This is a genomic window from Phycisphaeraceae bacterium (genome assembly GCA_019636555.1).
GTDB lineage: Bacteria > Planctomycetota > Phycisphaerae > Phycisphaerales > UBA1924 > JAFEBO01.
The window spans coordinates 3,032,871-3,047,873 of the sequence record JAHBXH010000001.1 but is presented as its reverse complement, the minus strand read 5'-3'; the positions used below and the strand labels follow the sequence as shown (position 1 = coordinate 3,047,873).

Below are 15,003 nucleotides of genomic sequence, written 5' to 3'. Positions count from 1 at the left end.
ATGTTCCCGACGTTTACCTTCTTGCTCGCGGAAATTTACGCCTCGCCTTTTACTACAAGATCAGAAATCCAGGAAACGATTCAATCGTCATACTTGACGTCTTTATTAAACGAGAGGAATGACCGGCGTATCACGCCGTCCTCGCCCACTCCCTCTTCCCCAGGTCAATCGTCAGCTCCAGCTCGAACATCGCCGAGATCAGGCAGCAGATGTTGTGCGCCAGGATCTTGCAGAGGATCTCGTTCGTCGCCGCTTCCTTGGACTTGCTGCGTACCGAATCGCCGAACTTCGTCTTAATCATCATCACCGTCGATTCGACATTCGAGCGACGGTGGTAGTGGCGGAGAAACTCCTCCTTGTTCAGCGAGAAGTAGTGGAACATCTTCCCGTACGCGCCACCTACGGCGCCGGTCGCTCCCGCCTTAAACATGATGTACGACTTCGCCCCAAGATCCTCGATCGCGTTGTGGTTGAAGACGCCGGCGTATCCCTTGTCGGCGGAGACTTCTTCAAGGACAAAGTTGTCAGCCGTCCTCTGGACCAATCCAGGCAGTTCCGGGCCGTCGTTCCTGTTGCTTTCCGTCACCTTCGCCGCGGTCACGATGTTCGTCATCGTTCCGCACGCCAAGTGAGCTTTCAGCCACTGCTTCTTCGACTTGATGGCCCCGTATTTTTCCTCGTACCAGCGATCAAAGCGGCAGAACGCAAAGCCGGTCGCATCTACGGCGAACTGGTACTCAACCACGTTCAGCGGAGCTGCGGACCGCTCAATCAGCGACATCAGCACGGGAGTCACGCTTGGACTCTCCATGTACTTGAACGCGGTGTTGTAGTGGATGGCGGTGTCGATGTGCCAGGCGTGCGGCGCCAATCCCAAATCGACCTACGACAGCCTGATTCGGGCGATTTCGTGATGCTCTTTGTGAGTGGGTTTCGCGTCATTCGCCACGTTAGTCGAATATAATTGACATGCTCAAATCTCTCCAAAACTTCGCTTGGACCGGGTACCACCTATGGCGATGTTTTCGATGGAACGTGCTGGGATATGCCATGCACGCTGTCGGTATACCGGGACTGGTCCGCGATGCTGACCTGCAATGCTCAAATGGTGATTCGATCCGAGTGCGCGTAGTGGACAACGGCGTTCTTGTTCTCACGCGTACCGATCGATTTCGATTTACTCTGGGTGGTGGTCTTTACTCTGCTACGCCGGTGAATTCCATCTACGAATGCCCTGTACGGGCTGATAAGCCGACACAAACTCCTGAATTCCCGTTTCGACATCCGCGGTGTGTCGCCACAGGAAACTCTTCGGACGGTAATCGTTGAGAGTTTTTTCGTTGAAAACCGCTGCAACAGAATAAGGCATTGGGCCGTCGCCGACTTGTAAGCATACGAGGTCAGAAAATATGGCCCAGACGCAGTCCTCGCTATCGCACCTTTGGGAAGCTATCACTAGGAATTGAAAATCAAGTCTTGTGTTTTGTGATCCACTTATCATTGTCATGGTATAACAGAAAACGACCGAAGATCAAGCCTTTCTCGTCAAAGGAAATAACCCGCCGCAGGCAACTTTCGATCACAAATCAGGCCTTGCAGATGAACGGCCGTATCTCGAATGCAAGCCATACCGCCAAAATCGCAATGCATGTCCAAGGAATCAACCCGCTAATCCAACCGCGTTTGCTGCCTTTTCTGCCAACTTCGTTCTCCGAAAGGCCTGCAGCGTGATCGCCAAACGCTTTCAAATGGTCAAAGGCGATTTCAAATTTCTGCTGAGCACGCCGTAGCGTGGCCGCGATCTGGAGAGTCACAATGAGACCCGCGGCAAGCAATACGCACCGAATGGGTTTTTCCGAAGTGGTAGCGGCACCAACCAAAATTACGCCGAAGAACACGATGAAGAAATTGAATCGCTGAATGAGCACTGTTTCGATGTGTCGGCGTTCGTCGGCCCATTCCTGCCTATCCCTATCGCCACATGAATGTCGGCGGTGAGGAGGTTGGCGTCAATGCGGGGCTTGGTGGCGGAGTTCCAGCACCAGAGATTTGCGACATGATCTAATTCTCCGGCTCTTAAGCGACCGCCCGTTTACACCTACGCGGCATGATGCCGCCTGCACCGCCTTGGTAGTGTTTAGACGAAAGTCCACGACAAAATTCTATCCGTTTCCGGGATTAACCGTTGAGCGGATGTTTTCCAGCACTAACTGACAAATCCCTTGCACGGTGACTCCGAGTCAATACTGAACATGCCACTTCCCATGCTCGTCCTTGAAGACATTTTGGTTGAACTCGATCTGTATGAGCGTTTCACCACGCCGCTTGAACCGAAAGAACTCAAGCCCGTCGGCAAAAAGTACGTCCCAGTCATCCGGGACCGATTCGAGCCGTCGCTTTAGCTCTGCGGCCTTGATGGTCGCGCGCTCAGGCGATGATCCGACCGTTTTCTCGATCTCCATTTGAAAACCGTCTGGTTTCATGGTGTTCCCTTACGCGTACACGTCATCCGTGAGACATTTTTTGGCGGTATGAGTACAGAGTTTGTATTTTCTAGCCTTCGAAATAAGCGACAAGAGTCGTTCGCGCCCCGCCTGAGGAAGCAGGTATGCCGTCGCAAAGATATCGACGCCATTCCACCAGTTGTCGCTGAATCCGGAGAGTAATCTCGATAGCGGCTGAAACGCCTGTCCAATTCCAAGGATCACAATCCGATCTGCCGAAACCAAGAGACGACGTGCGCGGTCGAACTGCACTATATCCTGATTCTCCTCCCAAAAGAACCGTAACGCCGAAGCGCTGTTAGTGGCAGCCACGACGGTGTCGGCGTTCAGATCCGCAAAAATGTATGGCGTTCCGCCAGCTTTAGGAATCTTGGAAAGCGTGCCCAATGCGCCGTGCAGGTGCACAATCGGAATTCTCGCGAATCGATCGTAGAAGTCGCAAGCCGTTCGATAGCCTGCAAGCCGGGTCATCATGTGCCTCTCGATGAGTCGGTCGTAGTTGTAGGTAATGAAAGAGACATTTGGTTCCGGATCGTTCTTGATGCTCTCTGTGTGGCTGTTGAATGCGGTGCGAAGCCAATCATCTTCGTGGTCCAAAGACAAAGCATGATTCTGCTCCGCGCGCAGAAGACAAAGTGCAACGCCAAAAGCTGCGGCGGCGTGATGGGGACTCGTGTGTCGCACAAACTCGTCGATCGATTCCGGCGCGGCCCATTTCAAATCTTTTTGCAGTCGAGAGAAGGCATTCAGACCGGGATCCTGAATCGACTTCAGATCCACTCCCGGCGCCCATCGCAATAATGCGATTTGCTCGACAAGATTTCGGCCATTTGGGAAGTCGTACGCGCAGCTTCCTCCGGCTCCGACGATGTAACACGTGTGCTTAAACATTCGGCGTTGAATCTGACTTGGATCAGTTCTTCTTGCCGTGGCTCCGGTTGGTGTCGCCGTGTCCAGGCTTCGGAATGTTCTCCATCTGCGTCGTTCTTGGGTGTGACTTCGCGTATGACTCCTTCACGAACTTCCCGGTCACGGAACTACGTGCACCTCGAAACGCCTTGCTGCCCATGTGTCACCTCCTTGTGAATCCGCTGCCAGTGGCCCGCCATCGACGATGACTGTCGGCGTCCGAGGGTACCCGTGCAACTGCCTCACGGCCATAGCGCCTTTTGATCGGAAGGAAAATTTTCGGTGTAAACGCTTTCACACGGCAAGGGTGAATTTATGGGCAGCCCTCACGGGTCTAAGATCTTGTCTCCACAGGATTTATGGGCAAGAGGAGGCTTTTGTGGGCAGACGAGGGTTGGTGGGCAAAGCCGGTATTTTGATTGTGCCTTGAAAAAGGCGCGCTAAATCGATAATTCATAAGATGTTGTGTTTGCGCGAGCCGCGCTCACTTCCCTAGCTCGGCCGCATCTCGTCGCCGATTCCGTCGACGAAGAACTCAACCCCGCCACACCGCGGACAGGCGTAGACGTCAAACGCTTCCTTGTTGACAAACAGTTCGCCAAGATCGCCGAGAATCCCCCAGCGATGTCCTTCGTGGAATTGCTTCGTGCCGAGGTACCGCTTCGGTATGTTGCATCGCGGACACAGGATCGCCTTGGAAGGATCGCCCATATTCGATGATACTCCAATCTCAATTCCCTCTCTGTTTCCTCCGTCCGTGTCGGCGCGGTAGGGTTGCGGGGGCATGCGGACACAACGCAAGCCGTTGCCTCAACGCTCTTCCCGCTCCACGTGCCGCGGCGGCCATCAAACGCTGGCGACGAACCCGGTCGTCCACCCGCGGACGAAGAATCGACGCGATCCCCGCGAACAAAATCTTGCGATGCGACGAACTCCCATGAGATCAACGCATGCTTTGCCTGCGCATGCAAATCGGGGAATCCTCGTCTGCAATCCAAGGTGCCCAAGTGTCCTTGCTGCGGCTACGACCAATCCGGCGAGGTCGCGCGCTGGCGGGATCGCTGTCCCATGGACGGCCGGTGCGTTGAGTGCGGACTGGCGTTCGATTGGCGGGATGTGTTCGCGAGCCCGCTCTGTCCGGGTCTTGTGGAGCACGCGCGCGGGATGCGGCAGTGGCTCTGGTGGGGCGTGCGAACCTCCTTCGCGATTCTCTGGCCCCGGCGCTTCTGGATGCGAGTCCTGCCGCGCCACACCTTGAGGCCGGTCCCGGCCGCGCTTTGGTTTGCGTTGCCCATGACGCTCTGGCTGCTCTTCCCGTTCTGCCGCGCGCTCTACACGTTTGTCGCGGAGTGCATCCATTACTGGGCGCTTTCCGGTCCGGAGTTGACCATCAACTGGGCTTTCAATCAGTCCCGCTGGATTGTTGAAAGCGAGGTGCCCTTTCTGGCGTGGTGGTTCTACCCGTTCTTGGCGATGGCGCTGACAAGCCCCGTGCTTCTCGCGGCACTTCGCCCGAAATCTCGCGAAGAAAGTGTCGCGGCGCCGACTCTCGTGCGTCTTGCGTTGTACGCAATCGCGATGGGCATCCTGGCTTGGCCGATCGGAGCGTGGTGGGACAAATTGTTGTTCGCGCTGGAAGGGCTTCTTTCACCGTATTGGTTTGCACACGCTCAATACTTGGATCCAATCGCTCGTTGGCGATTGGACGATGCCACCATTCCCGCGATGCTCGTGGCGTGGCTGCTGTTCTGGAATTGGTGCGCGCTGAGCAAGGGCACGCGCCTCCGAAACCCATTTTGGGTGTGGCTCGTGCTATCGACGGCGACGCTCACCGTCGGGCTCGGAATCGCCTTGTGCCGATGGATGCTGTGGGCGGAAGTGCCTCGGTTCTGTCAATAGAAGGATTGCGCACCCGGCATGAGTGTCGTGCCTCCTCACCGCGAAGCGGTGAACGAACTTGGCCGGGGCGTGAAGCGAGTCCGCGAGCGGCACCCCCGGATCCCAGCGACCCACAATCTCCTTCCCTCATTCCTGTCCGCGTGGTGGGGGAATGCGGACACAAATCAAGCCAACTGCCTTGCACGGTTGCTCCAACAAGCCGCCCACCAATCCACAATTCTGTGGAAAGTTGTTGAAAGATTCCACAACATTGTGGAGGCCTTTGTCGCTATAAGTCGCCTTTGCGGCGAATCTGCCGCGCAAGGGGGCCGTGATGAATCGCAGCGCCACAATTGCACCGAAAGCAGGCAAATGTCTGCTTATGAGCATGTCGATCGGATTCGCGCTCGGAGGCTGCATCACCGGCGGCTCGAGCACCAGCGAGAACGGCGACGCGGTCGGAGGCAACGCGTCGCTCGACGTGCACGTGCATGAGGTGCGAGCCGGAACACTCCGAGTTCGCAATCCCTATCCGTTTCCCGTCAATGTGCTGGTTGGCGGGCGATGTGCCGGTTGGCTCGCTCCACATCTGGAAGGAGGCGCAAGCGAACTGCGGAAGCTGCAGACGAAGTGTCCATCGCGACAACACCTTGTCGAGTCGATCGCGCAACAAGATTGCCGCGCCGGACTCGGTATGGTTGACGACCAACGGTGCGGTGTTCGATATCATCGCCAAGAAATATCTTGACGTCAATCAGCAGGCATGCAAATCGATTTTCCATGTTGATCTTCTGCTTGCATATGGCGACATTTCGGTGTGCTATCGGGTGCATGTGTGGAATGCTCACGGAGGAATCAACGGGAACAAGATCTTCATGGGCTGCGAGGTCGATGTCGCCGGATGGGGCACGGCCAGTGTTTGTCTCCGGAATCCGTGCGGCAAGGATCCGTGCGCGTCGTATTCCATCGGCCTCGGGCTGAAGGGACCGCTGAAGGGCGGCCTGTCGCTCGATACGAAAAAGAAAGTTGTTGATAAGGCAGCAACTCGCCTGCTGCAGATATCCGGATTCTGCGACGAATTCCCCGGGTTGTATGTGATCGGATTGCCGGGAATCATCGGTGATCTGGTGAACAAGATTCTCGGTGCCGCGACTTCATTCCTGTTCGAAAAATTCCTGGATGCTCTGTTGAAATCAATCAAAATCTACGTCGTCTCAATTCCGATTGCCGTGCCCGGAACGCATGTGGAGATAGAGGTTCAGGATTTCGGCGTGAACACTGGAGGTGGAAAGCTCACCCTGAGTGTGAAGCCAAAATTCAGGAAGCTGAACTGAATGTTTGTCGCAGATGGCCCAAGTCGGTCTTGCGCCAGTCTCCGGTTCCGGCAGGTGGCCTTGACGTCGCGGCACTGACATCGTGCCACGGACCTTGGTTTGGCAAGGTCAGTGCGTTCGGAAAAGGAATTGAAAAGCAAACGACACACTGACGTCGGAGGAACCGACGTCAGTGCCACGATGCGAGAGTGGAATTTCGCGAGCTGGAGGATGCAAGGTCGGGGCCATCCGCCGCGAACACCATACCTGTTGATTCGCTACAGGATCGGCTCGCACCGGACCTCGGTTCGTACAGAACTCGCGATGTAGCACTGCTCGTGTGCCGCGTGGTGCAAGGCGAGCAGGTCGTCCGGCGCGGGTCGGGTGTCGCCATCGAACTCGACCCGGGGGCGGAGTGTGACGAGCGTCATCGCCGTTCTGCCGGATGAGTCCTTGGCGAGAACTCCCACGGCCTCATCGCGGTAGCTTTCAACCGAGTAGCCGCGCTTCGCGGCGAGGGACAGGAACCACAGCATGTGGCAACTGGACAAACTGGCGACGAAGGCCTCTTCCGGGTCGACCGCTTCGGCGACGGACATCGGGATCGGGACGACACGCGGCGACGAAGATGCCGGAACTTCGATGCCGCCGTCGAACTGCCACACGTGTGCGCGGCTGTAGCGGTTGTCGGTGAAGGTCGCGCCGTCGCGGGACCATTTGATCACGGCTGTGTATTCGCCCATGCGGTTGCCCTTTGGAGGAGGGTATTGACACGTCGGAAGGTGCGGCGGGTTGGCGGACTTGATGTGCCAGTACTCGTGGGGCTTTCAGGATTGGTGCGATGGGGAGAGGCGGATCAGGGCCAACCTTCGAGCAAAAACACACTGACCTGGAGGAACCAGGTCAGTGCCACGGCGCGTGGGATGAGTTTCACGGGTCGGGAGGGACGCAAGGTCATGGCCACCCGCCGACGCGGTAAGCGCAACAGAAATTGGTACACTTTTCAACATGGATGAAGAAGAGAAAAACGCAAGCCCCAATAGGCCGCTTAAACCACGGCTGGTACGCAAAGCATATGTGGAGCACCGAAGAAGGTTGCGGGTTCTGACTTGGTATACGTATTTGTTTGGTCTGTCGGCAATTGCTTGCTGGGTACTGCCTCTGGTGTTTTCAGACTCTGAACTGCCAAATCCCATGAGAGGAGGACTCAAAGCAGCTGGGCTGGGGCTGTTTCTGGCCGCCGCCGCATGCAGTATGATGAATTATTTGCTTGTAGGTGAACTGGTTGCCCCAAGGGTGCTGATGCCGCTGTTGCAACTTCTACTTCCAATTGAAACGGCTGCACGGGGCGAAATCAAGCAATCGCCGCTCAAGCCCTCTCACCAACAACCGAATGTTCAACCGCCCATTCGTGCCGAACAAACTGAAGAGGGTCAGCAATGGTCTTTCGTCGACGCAATGGAAGATACGAATCGAAAAAATCAAGTTCTCTGTCTCGTCGCCTTCTACGACGCTCTTGAGCGGCGGCTTTCTGCAGAACTTATCGCGCTTACACGGCGTAACGGCATTAACTTGGTGGTGGGAGCGACGGTTGCTCTTGGAGGTATAGTTTTACTAGGGATCAGTGCAATGTCTCATGATCCCAAAGCCCCAATTAACGAGTGGCTCGTGAACATGGCGCCGCGTATTACACTTGCGACCCTGATTGAACTGTTCGCGTTTTTCTTTCTTCGACTCTATCGCGCAGGGCTTTACGACATTCGATTTATTCACAACGAACTCTCGACACTTCAGTCTCGGTTCGCTGCGACCGGCGTAATCCTCTTTCACGAGGGGAAGAGCGCCGGCTCCAAGGCGGTGGAATGCCTCGCGACGACGGAACGAAACGGAATACTTTCCAAAGGGCAGACAACCGTCGATTTGGAACGGTCACGACTTGACGCAGATGAGATGCGGATTATCTTGAGGGAATTACAGCAACTGCGTTCGCGACCGGCGCAGTCGACAACAAAAGCAACTAGGACCTGACTTTAAACGGTACGTGGCGCGGACGCTTCGGCTTTGAGGCAGGTGGCACGACTCAACACAGACTGACCCACAACTGAACGTGCCACCACTCGTGGCCTTGCACGAGTGGTGTGCCTCGATTGATTTCCAGGTCCTTCCCCGTTCGAACGGACGTCCGTCCCCGTTCGCACCACTCGTGGAGGAACCACGGGTGGTGGCACGACCGTTCGGCGTTGATCCCGGGGCGACTGAGTGGTGCCACCCGCCCGTTCAAACTCTAGCCCTCAAATCCGACCACGAGTTCAGGATTTCCGTACTGGGTATAGACAAGAGCTTCGACAAACGCAGCCTGATTTAAAACCAACTGCTTCGCCGACTCGCTCGAGACCTGCTTTGCCTTTGCGATGTGATCTAACAGCAATTGCAACCACTCTTTTCCGGTATCTATTGCCATTCCGACGGACGTTTCGATTGCCATCATCTCTTTATCGCCCAAGCTCAACTGGTTTAGGGCGGTGAGGCGGCGCAGCACTTCCGAAGTGTATTGTCGTCTCTGAAGTCCGGGGAACACCTCCGACCAACGAAATGAACGCCACGGGCGATTGATTAATAAGGGTAGGAAACTCCCAACTCGAAATAGCAATCGAGCGGCAAAGATCGCGGCAGCCTTTCCTTCGATTGGAACACTTGTTCCGACAACCGTGTGCGCGCCTGCTGCGAGAAAGCCGTTCGCTGAGGTTGCGTGCGAAGCACCGAAAGGTTGCGTGTCGCAAGCAGAGAGGATTACGATCGGAGGAACTCGCGCAAGCTGACGAAGGCTCCAAGGGTTGACATCTTCTTTCTCAAGTGCCAAATGCCCAATGTCTGACGAATCGTGTTTGCCATGGCCATCATAAACGAGAATCGCTCCGTGAAAGTCGTTTAGCGCCGCGATCAGTTCGTCGCGAGTCGAAACGTCTTTGACTCGGACTTTTGGAAAGTTGCCAGCAGCTTTGTAAACATCCATGCTGAGTGCGAGAAGCGATCGCAGCGGATCGTCAGGTGCAAACGACCTCAAGACCAATACGTCTTGGAAATGACTTGCCGGAAGCGCCATCTCCGAGCAGCGCAGCGTTTGCTGCACAAACATGTTTCCTGGAGTCACTGACACCCTCGAAACATCCGCCCGAAGCATCAACGGGAAACCGTCGATCGGAAGCCATTCGAGAGGCGCATCGCTTATTAATTTGATGCGCTGAGAAGCCTTAAGTCGTTCAAATATCCACTCAGGCAAGTTGCGAGCTAGTCGCTTAGACAACGTTCTCGTCAAACGATTTAGTTTGTGCGGCGAGCCTCCTTTGTCTGAGCGAACAGCGGATGCAAGCTGCGAGATTTCTTGATGCGCACCGTTCACCGACGTGGGCAATCGGAGTACCGGTGAAAAACTAGATGCGGCCCGGATGGACACCATGGCGGTGTAGACTTCCAAATCTCTTAAATTGGCGGAAAGAAACTGCTGGACGATTTCAGAGTCGAACATCGTCTTTGCATTGCTGCCATCAGGTACTTGAAGGAGAAAGTTGTAGTTGTCACGCGTAACAATTTGACGAAGCAGATCGTTCACAAGACGAGCCTCGGACTGTGTGGAGGAAGGGAGGTTGTGTCTCGGACTCTGTCTCCAGTGCTTTACAACGCCAGGGGACGTCAGGATCAAGTCGACTCGGGATCGTGCGTCGGCAGCGGGATGATCCGCAGCGACACCGTCGCGAATCGCGACGATGGCATCTATAGATTCTTTCAAAGCTTTGTAATACGGTTCGTTGTCAGTCCCTACCAATGGCTTTCTGTCCCAATCCTGCGATTGAAAGCCTGCGCTGCGCAACGCGCTGTAGTTCGGCCATGTTAGTAGGTGTTTCCGGTCCATCAGCGGCAATTGTGTGGCCTTGAGCGGATCGGTCCAATTTGTTAGGCCGTCAATAATCGCTTTCGCGTGATGAGCTCGCGAAGGCCGATCTTTCCAGAAAGATGCCGCGGTGAGCGCATATTCCCGAAGCAGACTCCGATCTAGCCGCCACATCGCAGGCGACACGTGCAAGACGGGCCCTACACAAGTCTTGATCACCGCAACAGTCTGCTCTGCTATACCCTCGGTCGCGCTTACAACAACGGTGAGAGCCGACAAAGACATTTGCGGAAGGACTTCTTCAAGCAAGGTAACCGGAAGCGGAGTGACGGATAATCCTCGCCCCGCCATGCGATATGTCACGATGTCTTCAGAGGTATGAATCAGATCTGTCACATCGCGAGGAGATTCTGCGATCAGGGCAAACGCGTACTTCGTTTCCGATATTCCGGGGGAGATCAGTTGAAACGGGCTTGCGTCTTCCAAAGCGGAAGCAGTATGTGGGACGAAATAATGAAATGAAAGTTGGTCAAGGAGCGGATCTGCGTCGACGATGAACATGCGCAATCATGATAACGCATTGACTTCGGCAGGCCGCGTAGGCTTTGCGGCCCGGGAGGTAGTCGGGTAGGGAAGCACGCCAAGCTACCGAAATGCTCTATTTGGATTTGGCGGCGTTATCCGACGGCCGCGTGGGGGAGACAGGTGGTGGTTGCTTCGGAGGCGGATTGGGATTTACGCTCGCGCTTTCGTGAAGCGGAATGTTGTTGTGTTGTGTTCGCGGGCTGGGATTGGAGGAATGCTGGGACTGATTTGGCGTTTCCAAAGGGCTACTCCTTAAGAGACTCACTTGCGCGCGAGCGAATTAGTTCGTTCGCGATTTCTCCGGCTTGATCTGCGAAACCGGCGGGTCCTGTTTTGGGGGCGGATTGGGATTGTTGTTCGCTGATTTCTTCTCTACATTGGACTCTTGCCGTGGGGGCTGAGACTTGCTCATTGGAAAATTCCTTTACCGGAATAATGCGCATCGCACGCACATTTGACAAATCGTTTAGGAACAACAGTTCGTCATCGGGCCACAAGAAGCTGGTGCCTTCGCGATCGTATTCTCGGATTTTCTCCAGTACCAAGGCACGTTCTTCAGAGGCCACGTCGTGAGATTTAAGCCAACCCGTAAAGGCCGTCCCGTCATTCAACAACAGCATCAGCCACTTGTCCCGCGCACGCGTAATAAGCGTTGCGTCCCACTCGCTCGCAAATCCATTCTTGGTAGTCATGCCGACTAACGCAGCGATGCGATGCACCAGCCGCCCGTTGTGAGCGAGAACAAGAAGGGTCGCAAAAATGAGTGCTAGGCCAGAGGCGATCACGACGCACATCAACTGTGCAGGGGCAAAGATCGCCGAGGTAGTCTTGTCCGCTAAACCCAATAGAGTCGAGGGGTCCGGAAGCCAATCAAGAGCGGGCCAACAGCGAAGTAGCGAGATCGAGATGTACGAGAATGCCGAAAGAATAATTGCAATCACGGTTCGCGCGGACCATGAAGGCGCAGCGGTGTACGTCAGGGCGCAGAAAAGCGAATGGCCAATGAGGCCGGGAACAAGCAGCAGCACACATACAGCAATTTGTGGGCTGACATCCATCGAGCCTGCCTTACTCTTTCTTCGTGTTGGCAAGTAGTCCCGTGGCGGTATTCACCGTTTCCGCGAGTTGTATGAACTCGTTTGCCCATGGTACGAGACTGGCCGCCTTCTTGACGATGTCCCAAATACGCTTTGAGAGTCCGGACTGTCTCGTTTCTGGGTGCCGAGTCCACAAAATATAGAGCATGCCGACGCCGCGCTCTGCTGCACGACGAACTCCGTCGTTTCCTCGAATCTTGTAGTGCGAAAAGGCGACGTCGAGCTCGCATAGAAAATCGACCAACAGCTGGCGGAGTGCTTTGGGCAGGTCTGCTTGTAACGCATCGTCTAGGAGTGAACGAATTTGAGCGTGGATTGCAGCGAGATCACTTCGCGAAATGGCCGGCTCAGGAACTTTTTCGAGAAGTGCGTCCGCCGTAGCTTCAAGCAACGCGAGGGGCGTCCCCTCGATTCGCGGGACAATCAGTCCCCATTGGCCCGTCATGGCATCGGGCGTAAAGCATGCTCGGATCTGGTTAAGTGATTTCAGATGAATATGTTCTTTGAGTCCGCAGTCAACGACGGCAACTTGTGCCTTGGCGATGAGCATGTGAAAAGCAGCGAATGCAGATGCAAACTCGACGTCGTTGGAAGCATCAATGTCCAAGCACGTTGACAAAACGTGACGAGTTGAGAGGTGTCGTTCCTTCGGAAGCATCTCTTGCAGCAGCTCAAAGAGCATCTGAGCGGGATTAGTCGTTCTCTGGACGACGTGAGATGAAGTTTCGGTCGAGGTCTCTGTCGGCATCGACGCCTCCGGAACAATGCGAGTATTTGCGGCTAGGCAAATACTCACTGAAGTACTAGTAATCCATATCATCATGCGAGTGGTCATGGCCACCACCCGCCTTCTTCTTTTCTTTGATCTCGACGATCGCGGCCTCGGTGGTCAGCAGGAGCGCGGCGATTGATGCCGCGTTCTGGAGCGCGACGCGTTCGACCTTGGTCGGGACGATGACGCCCATCTTCAAGAGGTCGCCGTACTCGTGGGTGAGGGCGTTGTAGCCGAAGTTGGTCTCGTTCGACTCTTCGACCTTGCTCGCGATGACCGAGCCGTCGAGCCCGCAGTTTGCCGCGATCTGCTTGACCGGGGCCGAGAGCGCACGCCAGACGATGTCCATGCCCGCGCGCTCGTCCTGGTGCTCCGTCTTCTTCTTGAGCTTGTCGAGTGCCTTGCGGGCTCGCAGCACCGAGACGCCGCCGCCGGGCAGGATGCCCTCTTCAACCGCGGCGCGGCACGCGTGCAACGCATCTTCCACGCGCGCCTTCTTCTCCTTCATCTCGACTTCCGTCGCCGCTCCGACATTGATCTGCGCCACACCACCGGCGAGCTTTGCCAATCTCTCTTCGAGCTTTTCGCGGTCGTAGTCGGACGAAGTGTTCTCGATCTGGGCCCGGATCATCTCGATCCGTCCCTTGATCTCGCTGCTGGAGCCCGCGCCCTCGACGATCGTCGTGTTGTCCTTATCGACGGTCACCTTCTTCGCGCGGCCGAGATCCGAGATCTCGACCTTGTCGAGCGCGATGCCGAGTTCTTCCATGATCGCCTTGCCGCCGGTGAGCACCGCGATGTCCTGCAGCATCTCCTTGCGGCGATCGCCGAAGCCCGGCGCCTTGACCGCGCAAACTTTCAGAATGCCGCGCAGCTTGTTGACCACCAACGTGGCCAGCGCCTCGCCCTCGATATCTTCCGCGATGATCAGCAGCGACGCGCCGCTCTCCGCGATCTTTCCGAGCACCGGCAGCATGTCCTTCGCGCTCGAGATCTTTTTCTCGTAGATGAGCACGTACGGATTCTCGAGCGTGCACTCCATCGTCGCGGTGTTGGTCACGAAGTGCGGGCTGAGGTAGCCTTTATCAAATTGCATACCTTCAACCAACTCAACTTCAGTGCTTATTGATTTTCCATCTTCCACGGTAATAACACCGTCTTTACCAACTTTCTCCATTGCTTGGGCGATGATCTTGCCGATTTCCTCGTCCTGGTTCGCGCTGCACGTTCCGACCTGCGCGATTTCCTTGGAGGAGTCGACTTTCTTCGACATCTTCTTGAGTTCATCGACGATCGAGGTGACGGCCTGATCGATGCCGCGCTTCACGGAGTTGGGGTTGGCGCCGGCGGTGATGTTTTTGAGGCCTTCGGAGTAGATTGCTTCGGCGTAGATTGTTGCGGTGGTGGTGCCGTCGCCCGCGTCTTTGCTGGCTTTGGAGGCGACTTCCTTGACCATCTGCGCGCCGAGGTTTTCGTACTGATCTTCGAGCTCGATTTCCTTCGCGACGGTGACGCCGTCCTTGGTGACGGTGGGGGCGCCGAAGGATTTTTCGAGAACGACGACGCGGCCGGAGGGGCCGAGCGTGACTTTCACGGCGTGTGCGAGTTTCTGAACGCCTTTCAGGATGCGTTCGCGGGCGTCGGTGTTGTATGCGATTGATTTAGCGGGCATTTCAAATCTCCAAATTTCCAAATGGCCAAAGGGCCAAATGCAAAGGTTTCTCTTTCAGGATTTGGCCATTTGGCGCTTTGGCCATTTGGCACTTTGGGACTACTTCAAACCGATTCGAAGCCAAGCGACTCGCTCGGCGTCGAGGATGACGATTGATTTTCCGTCGGTGACTTTGACGAGGTGATCGGCCTCGTCGGGGATGAGCATGGCCTTCTTGACCTCGATGCTCGCGAGGCCCGGGACCGGCGACGGCACATCGGCGAAGACGACGATCAGGTCGCGTTCGCCGTTGAGTTCGCGGAGGGCGGTTCGTAGTTGGTCGGGGGTCATGGGAGAGGCATCAGCGATCAGGCATCAGGAACGCGCGGGCCACGGCGACCGGTG

15 protein-coding genes are annotated in these 15,003 nt (G+C 55.8%); 3 read left to right on the top strand and 12 right to left on the bottom strand.

The features are described from left to right. Positions 1 to 130: 130 nt before the first annotated feature. The 6 genes from KF691_13105 to KF691_13080 all read right to left on the bottom strand — a co-directional run bounded on the left by KF691_13105 (position 131) and on the right by KF691_13080 (position 4,124). Positions 131 to 871 (bottom strand): transposase, encoded by a 741-nt coding sequence (locus tag KF691_13105; GenBank protein ID MBX3390381.1) that lies wholly within the window; start codon positions 869 to 871, stop codon positions 131 to 133. A 715-nt stretch (positions 872 to 1,586) separates the two neighbouring features. Beyond that, a complete protein-coding gene (locus tag KF691_13100) occupies positions 1,587 to 1,928 on the bottom strand; it encodes a hypothetical protein (protein ID MBX3390380.1) in 342 nt (113 codons plus the stop codon). 312 nt (positions 1,929 to 2,240) lie between these two features. Further along, positions 2,241 to 2,483: a hypothetical protein gene (locus KF691_13095; GenBank protein MBX3390379.1), complete on the bottom strand. Its 243-nt coding sequence runs from the start codon at positions 2,481 to 2,483 to the stop codon at positions 2,241 to 2,243. A gap of 9 nt (positions 2,484 to 2,492) precedes the next feature. Next, entirely contained in the window at positions 2,493 to 3,284 is a 792-nt protein-coding gene (locus tag KF691_13090; protein ID MBX3390378.1) for a hypothetical protein, read from the bottom strand. Positions 3,285 to 3,417: 133 nt separating this feature from the next. Further along, positions 3,418 to 3,573, bottom strand: coding sequence for a hypothetical protein (locus tag KF691_13085; GenBank protein ID MBX3390377.1), 156 nt, complete (start codon positions 3,571 to 3,573; stop codon positions 3,418 to 3,420). A 332-nt stretch (positions 3,574 to 3,905) separates the two neighbouring features. Then, the gene (locus tag KF691_13080; GenBank protein ID MBX3390376.1) at positions 3,906 to 4,124 is read right to left on the bottom strand and encodes a hypothetical protein; all 219 of its coding nucleotides are present in this window, start codon (positions 4,122 to 4,124) and stop codon (positions 3,906 to 3,908) included. 288 nt (positions 4,125 to 4,412) lie between these two features. On the opposite strand from KF691_13080, the gene KF691_13075 reads away from it, so the two are divergent. Both KF691_13075 and KF691_13070 read left to right on the top strand, forming a co-directional pair. Further along, positions 4,413 to 5,312 (top strand): hypothetical protein, encoded by a 900-nt coding sequence (locus tag KF691_13075; protein MBX3390375.1) that lies wholly within the window; start codon positions 4,413 to 4,415, stop codon positions 5,310 to 5,312. 629 nt (positions 5,313 to 5,941) lie between these two features. Further along, entirely contained in the window at positions 5,942 to 6,625 is a 684-nt protein-coding gene (locus KF691_13070) for a hypothetical protein (GenBank protein MBX3390374.1), read from the top strand. Between the two features lie 257 nt (positions 6,626 to 6,882). Here the strand turns inward: KF691_13070 and KF691_13065 are convergent, their stop codons facing one another. Next, entirely contained in the window at positions 6,883 to 7,347 is a 465-nt protein-coding gene (locus KF691_13065) for an OsmC family protein (GenBank protein MBX3390373.1), read from the bottom strand. Positions 7,348 to 7,612: 265 nt separating this feature from the next. Here KF691_13065 and KF691_13060 point away from each other — a divergent pair, with 265 nt between their 5' ends. Beyond that, positions 7,613 to 8,632, top strand: coding sequence for a hypothetical protein (locus tag KF691_13060; protein MBX3390372.1), 1,020 nt, complete (start codon positions 7,613 to 7,615; stop codon positions 8,630 to 8,632). A 256-nt stretch (positions 8,633 to 8,888) separates the two neighbouring features. Here KF691_13060 and KF691_13055 read toward each other — a convergent pair whose 3' ends face one another. The 5 genes from KF691_13055 to KF691_13035 all read right to left on the bottom strand — a co-directional run bounded on the left by KF691_13055 (position 8,889) and on the right by KF691_13035 (position 14,949). Continuing rightward, complete coding sequence (locus KF691_13055; GenBank protein ID MBX3390371.1) at positions 8,889 to 11,054, bottom strand: CHAT domain-containing protein; 2,166 nt, start codon at positions 11,052 to 11,054, stop codon at positions 8,889 to 8,891. A gap of 269 nt (positions 11,055 to 11,323) precedes the next feature. Next, complete coding sequence (locus tag KF691_13050; GenBank protein ID MBX3390370.1) at positions 11,324 to 12,136, bottom strand: hypothetical protein; 813 nt, start codon at positions 12,134 to 12,136, stop codon at positions 11,324 to 11,326. Between the two features lie 10 nt (positions 12,137 to 12,146). Next, complete coding sequence (locus tag KF691_13045) at positions 12,147 to 12,923, bottom strand: hypothetical protein (protein MBX3390369.1); 777 nt, start codon at positions 12,921 to 12,923, stop codon at positions 12,147 to 12,149. A 55-nt stretch (positions 12,924 to 12,978) separates the two neighbouring features. After that, positions 12,979 to 14,619: a chaperonin GroEL gene (gene groL, locus KF691_13040; GenBank protein MBX3390368.1), complete on the bottom strand. Its 1,641-nt coding sequence runs from the start codon at positions 14,617 to 14,619 to the stop codon at positions 12,979 to 12,981. A 99-nt stretch (positions 14,620 to 14,718) separates the two neighbouring features. Then, entirely contained in the window at positions 14,719 to 14,949 is a 231-nt protein-coding gene (locus KF691_13035) for a hypothetical protein (protein MBX3390367.1), read from the bottom strand. Positions 14,950 to 15,003 lie beyond the last annotated feature (54 nt).

Bases quoted from the DNA above. Each gene is read 5' to 3' on its own strand.
- KF691_13045 (MBX3390369.1), bottom strand. From the start codon at position 12,923: ATGCCGACAGAGACCTCGACCGAAACTTCATCTCACGTCGTCCAGAGA.
- KF691_13050 (MBX3390370.1), bottom strand. From the start codon at position 12,136: ATGGATGTCAGCCCACAAATTGCTGTATGTGTGCTGCTGCTTGTTCCC.
- KF691_13065 (MBX3390373.1), bottom strand. From the start codon at position 7,347: ATGGGCGAATACACAGCCGTGATCAAATGGTCCCGCGACGGCGCGACC.
- KF691_13055 (MBX3390371.1), bottom strand. From the start codon at position 11,054: ATGTTCATCGTCGACGCAGATCCGCTCCTTGACCAACTTTCATTTCAT.
- groL (MBX3390368.1), bottom strand. From the start codon at position 14,619: ATGCCCGCTAAATCAATCGCATACAACACCGACGCCCGCGAACGCATC.
- KF691_13085 (MBX3390377.1), bottom strand. From the start codon at position 3,573: ATGGGCAGCAAGGCGTTTCGAGGTGCACGTAGTTCCGTGACCGGGAAG.
- KF691_13035 (MBX3390367.1), bottom strand. From the start codon at position 14,949: ATGACCCCCGACCAACTACGAACCGCCCTCCGCGAACTCAACGGCGAA.
- KF691_13060 (MBX3390372.1), top strand. From the start codon at position 7,613: ATGGATGAAGAAGAGAAAAACGCAAGCCCCAATAGGCCGCTTAAACCA.
- KF691_13095 (MBX3390379.1), bottom strand. From the start codon at position 2,483: ATGAAACCAGACGGTTTTCAAATGGAGATCGAGAAAACGGTCGGATCA.
- KF691_13080 (MBX3390376.1), bottom strand. From the start codon at position 4,124: ATGGGCGATCCTTCCAAGGCGATCCTGTGTCCGCGATGCAACATACCG.